We start from the raw sequence: 15,579 nt of genomic DNA, 5'->3' as shown, positions 1-15,579 counted from the left end.
AGACCCGATGCGCAGGTCATGCCGGCGCCGGCGACGCGGGTCGCTCAGTCGCAGCCGTCGCGCTGCAGCGCCGCGGGCACGGGCCAGGCGCCGGTGGCCGCATCGAACGCCAGCCGGTAGGTCGCGTCGATGCGCCGGCCGCAGGCCGTGCCGCGTTCGCGGACCAGCAGCGGATAGACCTCCGCTGCCGAGCGGCTGTCGTCGAGGTCGAGATCGAACTGCAGGTCGAAGGCATCTTCGGCGGCGCAGGTGCCGGCGTCCAGGCAAGCGGACATCCACCCCGCGTTGTCGAGCGTGCTGCGCAACGACGCCGCGGCTGCGAAGCCGCCGTCCCGCGGCAACACGATGTCGCGCGTGCCGAGGGTGATGCCCTGGCCGGTGAAGCCGCTTTCGATGACGACGCCGTAGCGCTTGGCGCCGACGCGATGCACGGCGATGTCGGCGAGATCGCCGAAGCTGCCGAACGTCTGCTGGTGCGATTCGGCCGCCGCCGCGATGGTGTCGCCGTCCCGGCGCAGCAGGAAGAAGTCGGTGATCGCCGGCGTGACGTGGCCGGCGCCGTCGGGCAGGCCGCAGACCACGACCAGTTCCGCAGGTGCATCGGCCTCGCCGACCGGCGCACGGACGCAGACATCGCGTAACGCAGCCGCGTCGCCGAGTCCCGCATCCGTCAACGGCGTGCCCGGCCAGTCGCCGGCCAGCTGCGCGAGCGCGCCGTAGCGCGCGACCAGGAAGTCGCGGACCGCGTCGCCGGGCAGACCGACGGGCGCGGCGTCAGGCGCGATGCCCGCGGCGTCCGCTGTAGGCGCAGCGCGGACCGCGGTGTCGGCGGACGCCGCCGTGGCGGAAGGCAGGGCAGCACCCGCAGGATCCGCAGGTGTTTCGGCACAGGCGGCGAGCAACAAGCTCGCGCAGAGCGCGGCCCATGGCGCCGTCAGCGGCGGGCGGACGGCCATCGGATCGAAGCGGCGCATGGCGACATCCCGGTCTGCAATGCCGTCACCCTAGTGACGGAAATGTCGCACGCCGGTGAACACCATCGCGATGTCGTGCGCGTCCGCGGCGGCGATGACCTCGGCGTCGCGCATCGAGCCGCCCGGCTGGATCACCGCGGCGATGCCGGCCTCGGCGGCGGCATCGATGCCGTCTCGGAACGGGAAGAACGCGTCCGACGCCATCACCGAGCCGGCGACGCGCAGGTCCGCATCGGTCGCCTTGATGCCGGCGATCCGCGCCGAGTACACGCGGCTCATCTGTCCGGCGCCGACGCCGATGGTGCGCTGGTCGCGCGCATAGACGATCGCGTTGGACTTCACGTACTTGGCGACCTTCCACGCGAACAGCAGATCGTCGAGCTGCTGCGCGCTCGGCGCGCGCTTCGTCACCACGGTGAGTTCGGCGCGCGTGACATCGCGGTTGTCGGCGGTCTGCATCAGCAGGCCGGAGCCCACGCGCTTGACGTCGATCAGGTTGCGTCCGTCGCCGTGCGGGATGCGCAGCACGCGCACGTTGGCCTTCTTCGCGCAGTAGGCCAGGGCGTCGTCGTCGTAATCCGGCGCGATCAGCACCTCGACGAACTGGCGGTCGAGGATCGCCTTCGTCGTCGCGGCGTCGAGCCGGGTATTGAACGCGAGGATGCCGCCGAAGGCCGAAGTCGGATCAGTCGCGTAGGCCAGCTCGTAGGCATCGCCGCAGGCCGCGCCCACGGCGACGCCGCAGGGGTTGGCGTGCTTGACGATGACGCAGGCCGGCGCGTCGAACTGGCGCACGCATTCCCACGCGGCATCGGCGTCGGCGATGTTGTTGTACGACAGCGCCTTGCCCTGCAGCTGCACGAAGGTCGCCAGCGTGCCGGGCACCGGAAACAGGTCGCGGTAGAACGCGGCCTGCTGGTGCGGGTTCTCGCCGTAGCGCAGGTCCAGCGTCTTGACGAAGTTGCCGTTGCTCTGCGCCGGGAACGGCGCGCGATCGCGTGCGCCGGCATCGGAGGGCTCGGCGATCGACGACAGCACGTCGCTGATGCGCGCGTCGTACTGGGCGACGCGGTTGAACGCGGCGACCGCCAGCGCGTACCGCGTCGACGCCGACACCGCGCCGTCGTGCGCCGCGAGTTCGGCGATCAGCGCGTCGTACTGCGCCGGTGCGGTCGCGACGGCGACGTGGGCGAAGTTCTTCGCCGCGGCGCGCAGCATCGCCGGACCGCCGATGTCGATGTTCTCGACGATGTCGTCGAAGCGGGCGTCCGGCGCATAGGCGACGCGCTCGAACGGATACAGATTGAGCACCAGCAGGTCGATCGCCTCGATGCCGTGTTCGGCCATCACCGCATCATCCTGGCCGCGACGCCCGAGCAGGCCCCCGTGCACCTTGGGGTGCAGGGTCTTGACGCGACCGTCCATGATTTCCGGGAAGCCGGTCAGGTCGCCGACGTCCCGGACCGCGAGGCCCGCGTCGCGCAGGGCCTTCGCGGTACCGCCGGTCGACAGCAGTTCGACGTGGCGCGCAGCGAGGGCGCGGGCGAGTTCGAGCAGGCCGGTCTTGTCGGACACGGACAGCAGCGCGCGGCGGATCTGCACGGGCGCGCCGGAGGGCGTCTGGGTCATGGGGAATGCGGGCAACGGAGCGGGCCGCGAATTATAGCGTCGGGCGCCGCGGGCGCCGGCCGGGACCTGTCGGTGCAGATCGCCCGGGGCGACGCGGTGATCGCTCAGACCAGGCCGTAATCGCGCAGTTTCTTGCGCAGCGTCGCGCGGTGGATGCCGAGCATCGCCGCGGCGCGGCTCTGGTTGCCATCGCAGAAATTCAGCACTTCGGCGAACAGCGGAATCTCCAGCTCGCGCAGCGCGACCTCGTAGAGGTTGTCGGTGTCGTTGCCGTTGAGGTCGCCGAGATAGCGCTGGATCGACACCGCGACGTGCTCGCGCAACGGCGTGCGCGGCATCGCGCGAGCGGAGCTGTCGGATCGGTCTGCGGCGTTCAAGGAGACTCTCGTGGCAGCGTCGACGGGGCCGCCGCGCGCGGGCGCGCAGCGATCCGGATCAGGGCGGACGGGCAGTCTATCGCCTCGCCCGGAACCGCGCCACGACGCGGTTCAATGGAATGCGAACGCGAACGACACCGCCGGTACGTCGGGTTCGACGATCGCCAGGCGGATGGCGGCGCTCTGGCCGGCGCCGAGCACGCCGGTCGCGGGCGCCTCGGCGAGATACTCGTCGGGCGCGAACACGCGCGTGCCGATGGCATGCCCGTCGAGATCCGACAGCGTGAGCACGAGCCGCGGCCACGCCTGCGGCCAGCGCGCGTCGTTGCGGAACGTCGCGCTGACCTGGAGCTGGCCGGGCGTGCCGGGATCCGGGCGCACGTCGCGTGCGAGCAGGGTCAATGCGTCCGGCTCGTGCCACGGCGGCACCGCGCAGCGCAGCACGGCGCAGACCGACAGCAGCACGGGCCGCCAGCCGGGATCCCGCGCCAGTCGCGCGCGATCGGCCAGCAGCACCTGCAGTGCGAGCAGCAGCGACAACGCGACGACCGCCGCGACCAGCCAGCGACGCTGGCGGCGGGCGTCCGGCGTCGCGGCGACCCGCGAGCGGATGCGGACGAAGCTCGGCGACGGGCGTGACGGCGAGGTCGCTGTGGCGGATGACATGTTCGTGGCGGGCGGCGGCGCGACCGGCGTCGCGTCCGGAACGTCCTGGAGGTCGGTGTCAGGCTCGACGATCGGCGCCGCGGGTGCGGCTTGCGCAGGTGGCGCGGCATCGCCGGTCGTGCCGGTGTCGGGAGCCGCCGACGGCGTCGCGAGATCGTCGTCGGCGACCGCCGATGCGTCTCCGGATGGCGCCGCGGCAGTCGGCGCTTCTGCCGGCGCATGGGCCTCGCGTCCGGTCGTCGTCGTGTCCGTCTGCGGCGCCGACGTGGAGCCGTCCGCGTCCGCCGGCCGCAGCAAGGTCGCGACCGACGGCGGCGCGTGCGGGGGATCCGCTTCGACGCGGAGCACGCCGCGGCATCGCGGGCAGCGCAGCGGCGGCAGGTCGCTGACCGGATCGGTCGCGACCAGCGCGCGGCAATGCCTGCAGCTGATGAACATCGCGCTATTGAATCACGGCCGCTGCGGCGCGTGATGCGGCACTCAGGTCGCGCGGCGCACGCCGTCGATGCGCACCCAGTCGCCTTCTCGCGTCACCGCGAGCTGGTCGAACCAGGGGCGGTAGCGCCGCAGCAGTTCCTCTTCCTGACCGTCGAGGATGCCCGACAGCGCGATGCGCCCGCCGACCTCGACGCGCGCCGCCAGGGTTTCGGCCAGCGCGTCGAGCGCGGACGCGAGGATGTTGGCGAGCACGACGGGATAGGTCGCCTCCGGCGCATCGGCCGGCAGCGACACGGCGAGCGCATCACCGACGCCGTTGCGGGCCGCGTTGTCGGTCGAGGCGAGCAGCGCCTGCGGGTCGTTGTCGACGCCGGTCGCGTGCTGCGCGCCGAGCTTCAGCGCGGCCAGCGCGAGGATGCCGCTGCCGCAGCCGTAGTCGAGCACGCGCCGGCCCTCGAGCTCGCCGGCCGCGGCGAGCCCGTCGAGCCAGTGCAGGCACAGCGAGGTCGTCGGATGGGTGCCCGAGCCGAATGCGAGGCCCGGATCGAGCCGCACGACGGCAGCCTCGGGCGTGTCGGCGCCGTCGGGCAGCGGCGCGTCCCAGGGCACGATCCAGGTACGCGCGCCGAACTGCAGCGGCACGTACTGGTCCATCCAGGCGCGTTCCCAGTCCTGGTCTTCGACCTTGCGGAAGCTCGCGCGCGACCAGTCGAGCGCGGGGGTCCGCATCGCCGTCGAACAGGGCGGTCAGTACGACCGCATCCCACAACGGCGTCTCGCCGACACCCGGTTCGAGGATCGCCTGCTCGTTGCTGGTGTCGGCATCGGCGTCGAGCATCGTCACCGCCAGCGCGCCGACCTCTTCCAGTGCCTGCGCGTGACGCGGCTGGTCGGCTTCGGTGCAGCGCAGGCTCAGTTCGAGAAAGGGCATGGAGGGGGCTCGGGGGGAGGGCGGGCATCTTCGGCCCGGAGGCGCCGGACGTAAAGCCCGGCGTGTGGCGTGGTCAGGGGCGCGACGGAGTCGCGTCGGCCTCTTCCGCAGGTGGCGTCGCCGGCTCGGCGGTGCGCTGGTTGTCGGGATCGTTCGCGGTGATGCCACCGGCGCTGTCGGGCGGCGGCGTCTCCTGGGCGGGCATCGTGGTGTCGGCGGGATCGGGCGACAGGAGTTCCTGGTCGTCCCGGCGATCGCAGGCGGCAAGGACCAGCAGACCGGCGGACAGACAGCAGAGCAGGGGCAGGCGCATGGGCGTCGTCTCGAAGCTAAGGATTCCCGAGCATGCCGGGCGGCGTCGGGAGAGCGCGTCACGACGCATGCGCCGCGATGTGCGTCCGGTCGCGCCGCCGCGCGCGGCCCTCGCTACAATGGCGCGGTCGCGCCCCCGCCGACGCCCCGCCCTGTCCATGACCGCACGACTGCCGATCGCGATCTTCGTCTGCGCTGCCCTGCTGGCCGTGCTGGCGCTGCGTCAGCCTGCGGCGGTCGAGGGGTACGCCGATGGCGATTCGACCCAGGCGGCGCCTGCCCGCCGTACCGGGTCCGTCGACACGCGTCTCGATCCGTTCACCGTGGCCGGGCCTTCCGTGTCTTCCACGACGATAGTCGCTGGTGCGACGCCGCACTGGCGGACCGCCTTCGAACGCTCGGACGATCTGTTCGTGCTGCTGCGCTCGCTGGAATCCGCCGCGGCTGCCGGGGACGTGGAAGCCCGCTGGCTGGCCAGCCGGGTCCACGAGTATTGCGCGCCGGTCGCCCGTTCGCCGATCGGCTACGCGCGCGATACCGCGCTGATCGGCAGCCTCGGCCTGCGCGGCGCCGCGCCGCTGAGCGCCGCCCGCAGCCGGGTCGGTCACCGCTGCGCCCGCTTCCTGCCGACCGACACGTTGAGCTTCACGCAACTGGTCGAGGCGCGCCAGGCCGCGGCGCTGGCAGGCAGCCTGCCAGCCGAGGCCGCGCTGCTGGCGATGGGCGAACCGCTCGACGACGACGCGGACTACAAGGCGGCGCTGGTCGATCGCGTGCAGGCCTCGCGGGATCCCGAGGCGTTCGTCGCGCTGGCGCCGGCGATGGGCGTCGCCGCCAGCGACGATGCGGCGCTCGCCGGTCGCGTGGCCGGGACGCAGGGCGCGGAACTCGCCTGGCATCTGGCGGGCTGCCGGCTGGGCCAGGCCTGTGGCCCGGACAGCGCGTTGATGACGCAGTACTGCGCGAACGGCGGCATCTGCGCGCAGAACGGCGAACCGGACTTCGAGACGCTCGTCCGGGAGGCGGCGATACCGCCAGCGGATGCGGACGAAATCGAGGCAATGGTCGACGCGCTGGTGCGCGACGAAGAACAACTGGTCGGAGTGGTAGCGAAATGACGAAGCGGACATTCGCGCGCCGGGCGCGCTTCTGGTTCTGGGCCGTGCTGTTCGTCGGGTATTCGGCGGCGGTTGCGGGCGTGGTGGTCGACGCGGTCGCCGAGAACTACCGGCGATTGTCGAGCGTCACCGAGACCACCGCCGCTTCCCCGGTCGCGCAGCGGGAACTCGGCGCCGCGCAGATCGCCGCGCTCCACCGGGCGCAATCCGGCGCGCCGTTCCAGACCCTGGCGCCGGGCGAGACCTTCCGCGTCGTCTGGCCGGATGGCTCCAGCGAGGTGGTGCGCATCGTCAGTCCGTCCGCCGAGGACGGGGTGCAGTCGATGGCAGGCGATGCAGGCGCACCGTTGGCGCGGCCGCGGGGCCAGGCCGAGCTGCAGGTGCTGCCGGTGTCGACCGAAGCGCCCCGCCGCGATCCGTCGGTGATGGCCGAAGCGGTCGATCGCTGAGGCGAGCGCCTCAGGCGCCGGGCGCGTCGCGCGTCGCGGCCCGCCGGCGCCGCCGACGCCTCGTGTCGGCGATGCGGGACCAGAATCCGATCGACTGGAACTGCAGTGCGCACAGCGCGACCAGCGTCCAGGTGATGTCCAGATTGAGATAGACCCCGGCCGCGCGGTTCAGCCCGGCCCACTCGGCCCGCCGCAGCGCCACGCTGCCTTCCCCGAACAGCCAGTGCACGGCCCGTCCGGTGGAGAGGGCCTGCCAGTCGCCGAACCGCAGCAGCCCCCAGGCGCCGTAGCCGAGGCTGGCGACGACGCCGAACGCCAGGCCCGCGCCGATCCAGACGAGCGCCTCGTTCGCCCGCCCGCTGTCGTCCCACAGCAGCAGCGCGGCGAGACTCCAGACCACGATGCACGCGGCGGCGAGAAGGACGAACACCATCGACAGCTCCTGCGGGAGAGGGAAACCGGGCCTGCGGGACCCTGGCCGGGCAGGCCAGGCGGGCGGCCAAGGTAGCGGCTGGCGCCGGACGCGGCGGTGACAGCAGGCACGCGGTGTGGGCCTGTCGCCGCTTTCGACCGACAATGGCGGACGAGCGCCCCCGCTTCGCCGCTCGCGACGCCGTCGACGGCGCGTCGCGACGGATGGCCCGCACTGGATTTCCACGATGACGATGTTGCCCCCCGAGACGATCCGGCTCTCGGTCGCCCCGATGATGGACTGGACCGATGTCCACTGCCGGCAGTTCCACCGTCTGCTGGCGCCGGGCGCGCGCCTGTACACCGAGATGGTGCATGCGAAGGCGGTGCTGTTCGGCGACCGCACGCGCCTGCTGGCGATGACGCCCGCGCAGCATCCGCTGGCCCTGCAGCTCGGCGGCAGCGATCCGGCGACGCTCGCCGCCGCGACCCGGGTGGCCGCCGATCACGGCTTCGACGAGGTCAATCTCAATTGCGGCTGTCCGTCGGATCGCGTGCAGGCGGGGCGCTTCGGCGCGTGCCTGATGCGCGAGCCGCAGCTGGTCGCGGACTGCGTCGCGGCGATGGCCGCCGCCAGCGACGTGCCGGTGACGGTGAAGTGCCGGCTCGGTGTCGACGACGACGATGACTACGCGGCCTTCGCGGGGTTCGTCGACGGTGTCGTCGCGGCCGGCGCCGCGATGGTGATCGTGCACGCGCGCAACGCCTGGCTGCAGGGCCTGTCGCCGAAGGAGAACCGCGACGTGCCGCCGCTGCGCTACGACTGGGCGCATCGATTGAAGCGCGAACGGCCGGGCCTGCCGGTGGTGCTCAACGGTGGACTGGCGACGCTCGAGGACGCCGAGGCGCAGCGGCCCCACGTCGACGGCGTGATGCTGGGGCGCGCGGCCTACCACGACCCCTATCTGCTGCACGCGCTCGATGCGATGTGGCGTGGCGGCACGCTGCAACCGCGCGATGCGCTGTTGCGGTCGCTGCGGCCGTACGTCGAATCGCAACTCGCGGCCGGCGTCGCGCTCAAGCACATCAGTCGCCACGTGCTCGCCCTGTTCCACGGACAGCCGGGCGGGCGGCTGTTCCGGCAGGTGCTCAGCGAGGGCGCGCATCTGCCGGGCGCCGACTGGTCCTTGATCGAGCGTGCGCTGGCCGCGACCGCGCGGCCCCAGCGCTCGGCGGCCGCGTGATCACCCGCGAGGTCGATGCGTTCTTCCGGGTGGCGCGCGCGTGCGCCCGGGATTTTGGCCCGGCGACCGCACGTGCCGCGTTCCTGGTGGCGCCCGAGGGGTTCACCCGCGCCGACGAATCCGCGCGCGACAACCGCTACATGGCCCGCGCCGACGGCTTCGATGCCGACGCCGCGCTGGGCGAGCATCGCGTGCTGCAGCGGCGGCTGTCGCAGGTGCTGCCGACGCTGTGCTTTCCGGGCGATCCGGCGACGCCCGACGCGGTGTTCCCCAACAACGTGTTCGCGACCGTCGCCGGCCGCGCGATCGTCGGCCGCATGCGGCATCCGGTACGCCAGCGCGAGGCCGCGCGTGGCGACATCCGCGGATTCTTCCGCGACGTGCTCGGCTACCGCGAGATCGACCTGTCAGACCAGCCGCATCCCTGCGAACTGACCGGTGCCCTGGTCGTGGACCGGGCGCGCGGCCTGGGGTTCTGCGGTCTGTCGGAACGTTGCGATCCCGTCGGCGCGCAATTGATGCACGACGCGTTCGGGCTGCGCGCCACCCTGCTGTTCGATCTGGCCGCCGGCGAATACCACACGAATGTCGTGCTCGCCGTGCTCGCCGGCCGCGCGGCGCTCGTCTGTCCGCAGGGCTTCGCGGACCCGTCCGTCGCCGAGGCCATCGCTGCGTTCTATGGCGCCGGCGGACTGCGTGTGGACGGCGAGGCGCAGGCCGGCTTCGTCGCCAATGCCATCAGTTTGTCTCCGGACCGGGTCTGGATGAGCGCGCGGGCCGGCGCGACGCTGCCGGCCCACGCGCGGGACGCGTTGTCCACGCTGGGCTTCGCGATCGAGACCGTCCCGCTGCCGGCGATCGAGGCGGCCGGCGGGTCGCTGCGGTGCTGCGTTGCGGAAATCTTCTGACCAGCTGACGATCAGATCGCGGCCCCAACCTGAACGAGGTCTGCGGTGCAAAGAAAAAGTTAAGGACGGATTCACTGCCTCGGCCCAAGAATTCAACGTCTTACCGCAGCAACCCCTTTCCGATTCCACAGGAGCGGCTCGTGTCCGTCGCGGTACCCCGTCTGTCGCTGTTGATCCTGTTGCCCGCGTGCGTCGTGGGTGGTCTCGCGTTGCCGGCCCAGGCCTTCAACGACCCGCCGCCGCCGCGCGCCGAGCGCACCAGCGAGGTCCGCCCGGTGCCGCAGGGCCGCATGCGGGCCCACGATTCGATGTCCGATTCGGTGCGCCGCATCGAACGCTCCACGCGCGGTCGAGTGCTCAGCGCCGAGCGCATGCAGTCCGACGGCCGCGATCTCAACCGCCCGCATCTACGTCGACGATCCGCAGTCCCGCCGGGGCCCGACCCGTGCACGCCGCGACGACGATTGATCCTGCATCCTGAGCCCCTATTCAACGGCCGATCCGGCCGTCAAGACCGGAGTTGACCCATGCGTATCCTGCTCGTCGAAGACGAAGCGCCCCTGCGCGAGACCCTGGCCGCCCGCCTCAAGCGCGAGGGCTTTGCCGTGGATGCGGCGCAGGATGGTGAGGAAGGCCTGTATATGGGCCGCGAAGTGCCGTTCGACGTCGGCATCATCGATCTGGGCCTGCCGAAAATGTCCGGCATGGAACTGATCAAGGCCCTGCGCGAGGAAGGCAAGCAGTTCCCGGTGCTGATCCTGACGGCACGTTCGAGCTGGCAGGACAAGGTCGACGGCCTCAAGCAGGGCGCCGACGATTATCTGGTCAAGCCGTTCCACGTCGAGGAACTGCTCGCGCGCATCAATGCGCTGGTCCGCCGTGCGGCGGGCTGGAGCAAGCCGACCCTCGAGTGCGGCACCGTGATGCTCGATCTGGCGGCGCAGACCGTCAGCGTCGACGGCAAGAACGTCGACCTGACCAGCTACGAGTACAAGGTACTCGAGTACCTGATGATGCACGCCGGCGAACTGGTCTCGAAGGCCGATCTGACCGAGCACATCTACCAGCAGGACTTCGACCGTGACTCGAACGTGCTGGAGGTCTTCATCGGTCGCCTGCGCAAGAAGCTCGATCCCGATGGCGCGCTCAAGCCCATCGAAACCGTGCGTGGCCGCGGCTACCGCTTCGCGATCCCGCGCAACGGCGAGGGGTGAGGCACGGCGTTTCCGCTCGCCGTGGTGTCCATCGCGCCGGAATCGGCGCGATGATGCCGGTGACGGCGCGGCGTGCGCGCCAGGCAGGCGGGGCGTCACACGATGGCTTCTGACAAACGCCGGCAGCTGCACTGGCGCCCCCGCTCGCTGCAGGCGCGTCAGCTGCTGGCCGCGAGCATCGGCCTGCTGGCCTTCCTCGCGCTGGCAGGCTACGCACTCGACCGGGCCTTCATCGACGTCGCCAGCGAAGGCCAGCGCGATCGGTTGCGCACCTATGTGATGGGCTATGCGGGTGATATCGAGTTCACCCGTGGCGGCGAGATCTACCCGCCCGAAACGCCACGCGACACCCGGTTCCAGCAACCCAACAGCGGCCTCTATGCGGAGGTCGTGCTGCCCAACAACGCGTGGCGTTCGCCGTCCGCGTTCGGGCCGCAGTTGCCGGATGCGGGCATGCTCGGCGCCGGCGAAGAGAAGTTCGAAGGTCCCTTGCCGATGATCCGCAGCGACGGCACCGCGGGCGACGTCTACCGTTACGGTCTGGGCCTGGTGTGGTCTCCGGAAGGGCGCGTCGACCGCGAGTTCGCCTACACCATCTACGTGATGGAAGACGCCGGCACCGTGCCGCGTCAGGTGCGCGTGTTCCGGGCCGCCCTGTGGGGGTATCTCGGGATCGCCGGCATGATCCTGCTGCTGCTGCAGGGCCTGATCCTGCGCTGGAGCCTGCTGCCCTTGCGGCGCGTCGAGAGCGAACTGGTCCGCGTGCAGCGCGGCCAGGCGGATCGCATGGGCATGCAGCATCCGCGCGAACTGCAGCCGCTGACCGAGAGCATCAACGCGCTGATCGAGAGCGAGCGCGAACACCTCACGCGGCAGCGCAACACGATGTCCGACCTCGCGCACAGTCTGAAGACACCGCTCGCCGTGCTGCGCTCGCGTCTCGACGCCCAGGACGGAGAGACCGAACTGCGCGACGAGGTGGCGACCCAGCTGCAGCGCATGACCGATCTGGTGACCTACCAGCTGGCGCGCGCGGCATCGAGCGGCCACCAGCTGTTCGCGGCGGCGGTCGAGATCGAGCCGCACGCCGAGCAGATCGTGCGCGGCCTGGAGAAGATCTACGCGGCGAAGGGCGCGGTCTGCGAATTCGAGATCGATCCGGCCGCGCGGTTCCACGGCGAACCCGGCGATCTGCAGGAACTGCTCGGCAACCTGCTGGAGAACGCGTTCAAGTGGGCGAAGTCGCGCGTGCTGCTGGTGGTCAAGGCCGGCGACACCGCGCCCAACCGCCGCGCGGGCCTGGTGCTGATCGTCGAGGACGACGGCCCCGGCATTCCGGCCGACCGGATCAACGCGGTCCTGCAGCGCGGCGTGCGCGGCGACGAGCGCGTCCAGGGCCACGGCATCGGCCTGTCGATCGTGCAGGACATCGTGCACAGCTATCGCGGCGAACTCCGCGTCGGACATTCGGACGAACTGGGCGGCGCCTGTTTCTCGGTGCGCCTGCCGCCGGGCTTCTGAGCCCGCGGTCATTCAGGCCAGCGGCGATGGTCCGTAGAGCCGCGCGAGGTGCGCGGCGACGTCGGGACAGGCCTCGCGCAACAGCTGCGGCGCGCTGAAGTGGTATTCGCTGCAGACCGCGAAGAATTCTTCCGGTGCCTCGGCCGCGTACGGATCGATCGTCGTGTCGTCGCCCGCGTCGACCCGCGCCACGAACGCGTCGTACGCCTGCTGGAACGTCCGTGCCCACTGCCGCTGCCAGTCGCGCGGCAGCGGCGGGGTGCCGTCGAGCACGCCGTCCAGGGCGTCGAGCTTGTGCGCCATCTCGTGCACCGCGACGCAGAAGCCGGCGTCGGGCTCGGCGATATCGGACTCGACATCGGCCCAGGACAGCACCAGCGGGCCGCTGTCCCAGGACTCGCCGATCAGCTCGTCGTCCCATTCGTGCATGACGCCGGCGGCATCGACGTGCGAGCGGTTCACGCGGAACGCATCCGGATAGACGATCAGTTGCGACCAGCCGTGCAGGCCTTCCTCGCCGAATTCGAGCAGCGGCAGGCAGCACAGCGCAGCCAGCAGCAGACGGTCGCGATCGTCGAGCCGCAGATCGCCGATCGGGGTGATGGTCTTGCGTCGCAGGAACGTCATCGCCAGCGACTGCAGGCGTGCGTCGCGGGGCGCATCGAGGGCGCGCACCCACGGCAGACGCGCGCGGACGACCTGCCAGTCCCCGGCGTCGGGATGGTTTGCGTGACCTGCGAACAGGCGCCGGATCAGCGACCGCACGAGGTCAGCGGAACATGCCCGGCAGGAAGCTGTGCCAGCGCGGCGGACGCACGATGTTCTCGCTGTCGCCGCCGCCCGGCGAGACGCTGCGGGCGCGTGACGCGCTGGCCGGCGGTGCCCGGCGGTTGCCGCTGCCATTGGCATCCGATGCGACCGGCGATTCCGCCGCGGCCGCGGCCTGGCACGGCGGCGTTCCGTCGGCATCCGCCAGCCGCGCGTCGCGCGCGGCGACCGGAAGGCTCGCCACGAACAGCAGGCTGCAGGCTAGAAGGCGGATCGACATGGCGGAACTCCGGCTGGACGGGCAGGCGCGGGTAGCGCGCCACTATATCAACGATGCGTGACACCCGGGCCGGGTCGCGACAGGCCGGACGACCTCGTCGATAATCCGGGCATGCCTGTGTCCCGCCACCCGCCTGCCGCGCCGCCGACGTCCGAGCGCGCGTTGCTGCAACGCCTGATCGCCGGTCCCGTCTCCGGCGATGCCCTCGCGCACGAATGCGGGCAGACGCGTGCCGCGGTGTGGAAGCGGATCGGCCTGCTGCGCGAGGCCGGCGTGCCGATCGTCGCGCGGCGCGGCACGGGTTACACGCTCGCGCACCCGCTGACGCTACTCGATGCCGACGCCATCGTCGACGCGCTGTCGCCGGCCACGCGCGCGCAGCTGGCGACGCTCGATGTCGCGTGGTCGCTGGATTCCACCAACGCCGAACTGCTGCGACGGCCGATGCCCGGCGCCCTGGCGGAGGCGCAGCTGGCCGAGCGCCAGACCGCGGGACGCGGGCGCCGCGGTCGCGTCTGGCAGTCGCCGCTGGCGGCGCATCTGTACCTGTCGCTGCAGCGTGGTTTCGACGGCGGGCTCGCGCGGCTCGGCGGCCTGAGTCTGGTCGCCGGCATCGCCGCCGTCGAAGCGCTGCAGGCACTGGGCGTCGCGCCGGTCCGTCTCAAATGGCCTAACGACCTCGTGGTCGTCGATGGCGACGGGCTGCGCAAGCTCGGCGGCGTGCTGGTCGAAGGCGGAGGCGAGCATGCCGGCCCTGCGCGCGCGGTGCTCGGCATCGGCCTCAACGTGCGCATGCCCGAGGCCGCCGCCGCGGCCATCGATCAGCCCTGGGTCGACCTGGCGGCGTTGGCGGGCGCCGGCAGGACGATCTCGCGCAGCACCCTCGCCGCGGCGCTGCTCGATGCCTGGGTGCCGGCGCTGGCCCGGTTCGACGCCGACGGACTCGCCCCGTTCCTGCCGCGCTTCGCCGCGGTCGATGCGCTCGCGGGTCGCGCGGTGACGGTGCACGGCGGGCAGGGCGAGTGCGACGGCGACGCGCTGGGCATCGCCGACGACGGCGCGCTGCGCGTGGCTTTGTCGACGGGCGTGGCGAGTTTCCACGCGGGCGAGATCAGCGTGCGTCCGCGGTCGCCGCGCGCGTGAGCACCTGGCTGTTCGATCTCGGCAATACCCGGCTCAAGTGCGCGCCGCTGCACGACGACGGCACGGTCGGCGACAGCATCGGCATCGCCCATGACGGCGAGGCGTTCGATGCCGCGGAAGTGGCGCGCCTGCCCGCGCGCTTCGCTGCCGCGCTGGTCGCCAGCGTCGCTTCGCCCGCGTTGCGGGTGGCGCTGCTGGACCTGCTGACCGCGCGCTGTGGCCGGATCACGCTGGCTACCACGCGACGCGCCCTGGCCGGTGTGACCGTCGCCTATCCCGATCCCGCCCGGCTCGGCGTGGACCGTTTCCTGGCCATGCTGGCGCTGCGCGCGGACGCCACGACACCGGCCTTGCTGGTCGGCGTGGGCACCGCGCTGACCCTCGATCTGCTCGACGCCACGGGCCTGCACCGCGGTGGACGGATCGCGCCGTCGCCGGCGCTGATGCGCGAGGCCCTGCATCGCCGCGCGTCGCATCTGCCGGCGACCGGCGGCGACTACGCCGAGTTCGCGGACGACACCGCCGCGGCACTGGCCTCGGGTTGCGACGGCGCGGCGCTGGGCCTGATCGAGCGCAGTCTCGCGGCGGCGACGACGTTGCTCGGCGCGCGTCCATGTCTCGTGCTGCACGGCGGCGGCGCGCCCGATCTGCATGCGCGCCTCGCGGAGGCTTCGCTGCGTGCGGACCTCGTACTGGCCGGCCTCGCCCGCTGGCACCACGCGACCGGCGGCAGCGCGCCGCCGCACCGCTAGAATCGCCCGATGCTGCTCCGCGCGCTCGTCGTCCTGTTGCTGATCCTCAACCTCGGCGCCGCCACGTGGTGGGCGACCCGTGGCGCGCCCGACGGCCCGGCGCCGGTGGTCCTGGAGGCCGGTGTCCCGCGCCTGCAGCTGGCAGGCGAGGCGGAGGTTGCCGCGGCGCCTTCTGCCGCCGTCGCAGCCACGCCCGTGCAGGAAGCGGAACCTGACCCGGATCCGGCCGAGGCCGAGGCGGAGGCCAGAGCACCGGTCGCGACCGCGACCGTGGCGCCGCTGCGCTGTCTGGCGCTCGGGCCTTATCCCGATGCCGGCGCGCGCGATGCCGCGCGGGCGCGGCTGACGCCGCTCGTCGCGCGTGCGGCGCCGCGGGACGTCACCGACACCCCGCGCGGCTGGCGGGTCTGGTTGCCGCCGCAGGCCGACCGCGCGGCGGCGCAG

At 72.1% G+C, this 15,579-nt stretch carries 17 protein-coding genes and 2 pseudogenes; 10 read left to right on the top strand and 9 right to left on the bottom strand.

From position 1 onward, the window contains the following. Positions 1–44: 44 nt before the first annotated feature. The 6 genes and pseudogenes from CJ022_RS03310 to CJ022_RS03285 form a co-directional block, all read right to left on the bottom strand. Positions 45–974, bottom strand: coding sequence for a hypothetical protein (locus tag CJ022_RS03310; RefSeq protein WP_101925270.1), 930 nt, complete (start codon positions 972–974; stop codon positions 45–47). A gap of 30 nt (positions 975–1,004) precedes the next feature. Next, positions 1,005–2,603, bottom strand: coding sequence for a bifunctional phosphoribosylaminoimidazolecarboxamide formyltransferase/IMP cyclohydrolase (gene purH, locus CJ022_RS03305; RefSeq protein ID WP_101925269.1), 1,599 nt, complete (start codon positions 2,601–2,603; stop codon positions 1,005–1,007). Between the two features lie 104 nt (positions 2,604–2,707). Next, on the bottom strand, positions 2,708–2,980 hold the full coding sequence (fis, locus tag CJ022_RS03300) for a DNA-binding transcriptional regulator Fis (RefSeq protein ID WP_255407548.1): 273 nt from the start codon (positions 2,978–2,980) through the stop codon (positions 2,708–2,710). Positions 2,981–3,091: 111 nt separating this feature from the next. Beyond that, positions 3,092–4,084 (bottom strand): DUF3426 domain-containing protein, encoded by a 993-nt coding sequence (locus CJ022_RS17390; protein ID WP_233198581.1) that lies wholly within the window; start codon positions 4,082–4,084, stop codon positions 3,092–3,094. Between the two features lie 42 nt (positions 4,085–4,126). Beyond that, a pseudogene (prmA, locus tag CJ022_RS03290) lies at positions 4,127–5,015 on the bottom strand (50S ribosomal protein L11 methyltransferase). Positions 5,016–5,088: 73 nt separating this feature from the next. Further along, positions 5,089–5,328, bottom strand: coding sequence for a hypothetical protein (locus CJ022_RS03285; protein ID WP_101925267.1), 240 nt, complete (start codon positions 5,326–5,328; stop codon positions 5,089–5,091). 157 nt (positions 5,329–5,485) lie between these two features. Between CJ022_RS03285 and CJ022_RS03280 the strand changes: the two genes are divergently transcribed. Next, positions 5,486–6,445, top strand: a complete 960-nt coding sequence (locus CJ022_RS03280; RefSeq protein ID WP_233198580.1) for a hypothetical protein — start codon at positions 5,486–5,488, stop codon at positions 6,443–6,445. Then, the gene (locus CJ022_RS03275; protein WP_233198579.1) at positions 6,442–6,894 is read left to right on the top strand and encodes a hypothetical protein; all 453 of its coding nucleotides are present in this window, start codon (positions 6,442–6,444) and stop codon (positions 6,892–6,894) included. Before CJ022_RS03280 ends, CJ022_RS03275 begins: the two co-directional genes overlap by 4 nt. Before the next feature lie 10 nt (positions 6,895–6,904). On the opposite strand, the gene CJ022_RS03270 is transcribed toward CJ022_RS03275, so the two are convergent. After that, positions 6,905–7,327: a hypothetical protein gene (locus CJ022_RS03270; RefSeq protein WP_101925266.1), complete on the bottom strand. Its 423-nt coding sequence runs from the start codon at positions 7,325–7,327 to the stop codon at positions 6,905–6,907. Between the two features lie 226 nt (positions 7,328–7,553). On the opposite strand from CJ022_RS03270, the gene dusA reads away from it, so the two are divergent. The 5 genes from dusA (at position 7,554) to CJ022_RS03250 (ending at position 12,192) form a co-directional block, all read left to right on the top strand. Beyond that, positions 7,554–8,549 carry a tRNA dihydrouridine(20/20a) synthase DusA gene (gene dusA / locus CJ022_RS03265; protein ID WP_101925265.1) on the top strand — a complete coding sequence of 332 codons (996 nt, stop codon included), beginning with the start codon at positions 7,554–7,556 and terminating at the stop codon, positions 8,547–8,549. Beyond that, entirely contained in the window at positions 8,546–9,457 is a 912-nt protein-coding gene (locus CJ022_RS03260) for an arginine deiminase-related protein (RefSeq protein ID WP_101925264.1), read from the top strand. The genes dusA and CJ022_RS03260 overlap by 4 nt, the downstream gene beginning before the upstream one ends. A 140-nt stretch (positions 9,458–9,597) precedes the next feature. Next, positions 9,598–9,981: a hypothetical protein gene (locus CJ022_RS16665; RefSeq protein ID WP_143703869.1), complete on the top strand. Its 384-nt coding sequence runs from the start codon at positions 9,598–9,600 to the stop codon at positions 9,979–9,981. A 3-nt stretch (positions 9,982–9,984) separates the two neighbouring features. Beyond that, complete coding sequence (locus CJ022_RS03255) at positions 9,985–10,671, top strand: response regulator transcription factor (protein ID WP_101925263.1); 687 nt, start codon at positions 9,985–9,987, stop codon at positions 10,669–10,671. Between the two features lie 102 nt (positions 10,672–10,773). Beyond that, complete coding sequence (locus CJ022_RS03250; protein WP_101925262.1) at positions 10,774–12,192, top strand: ATP-binding protein; 1,419 nt, start codon at positions 10,774–10,776, stop codon at positions 12,190–12,192. A gap of 12 nt (positions 12,193–12,204) precedes the next feature. On the opposite strand, the gene CJ022_RS03245 is transcribed toward CJ022_RS03250, so the two are convergent. Both CJ022_RS03245 and CJ022_RS17750 read right to left on the bottom strand, forming a co-directional pair. Continuing rightward, entirely contained in the window at positions 12,205–12,876 is a 672-nt protein-coding gene (locus tag CJ022_RS03245; protein WP_425490869.1) for a M90 family metallopeptidase, read from the bottom strand. Positions 12,877–12,961: 85 nt separating this feature from the next. Beyond that, the gene (locus tag CJ022_RS17750) at positions 12,962–13,240 is read right to left on the bottom strand and encodes a hypothetical protein (RefSeq protein ID WP_425490868.1); all 279 of its coding nucleotides are present in this window, start codon (positions 13,238–13,240) and stop codon (positions 12,962–12,964) included. Between the two features lie 111 nt (positions 13,241–13,351). Between CJ022_RS17750 and birA the strand changes: the two genes are divergently transcribed. The 3 genes and pseudogenes from birA to CJ022_RS03230 form a co-directional block, all read left to right on the top strand. Further along, positions 13,352–14,383: a bifunctional biotin--[acetyl-CoA-carboxylase] ligase/biotin operon repressor BirA gene (gene birA / locus CJ022_RS03240; protein WP_101925261.1), complete on the top strand. Its 1,032-nt coding sequence runs from the start codon at positions 13,352–13,354 to the stop codon at positions 14,381–14,383. Next, complete coding sequence (locus CJ022_RS03235; protein WP_101925260.1) at positions 14,380–15,135, top strand: type III pantothenate kinase; 756 nt, start codon at positions 14,380–14,382, stop codon at positions 15,133–15,135. Before birA ends, CJ022_RS03235 begins: the two co-directional genes overlap by 4 nt. A 9-nt stretch (positions 15,136–15,144) precedes the next feature. Then, positions 15,145–15,579: pseudogene (locus tag CJ022_RS03230) on the top strand (hypothetical protein); the annotation flags it as partial.

Source organism: Luteimonas rhizosphaerae, assembly GCF_002849595.1.
Classification (GTDB): Bacteria; Pseudomonadota; Gammaproteobacteria; order Xanthomonadales; family Xanthomonadaceae; genus Luteimonas; species Luteimonas cellulosilyticus.
This window is presented reverse-complemented; position numbering and strand designations above follow the sequence as displayed.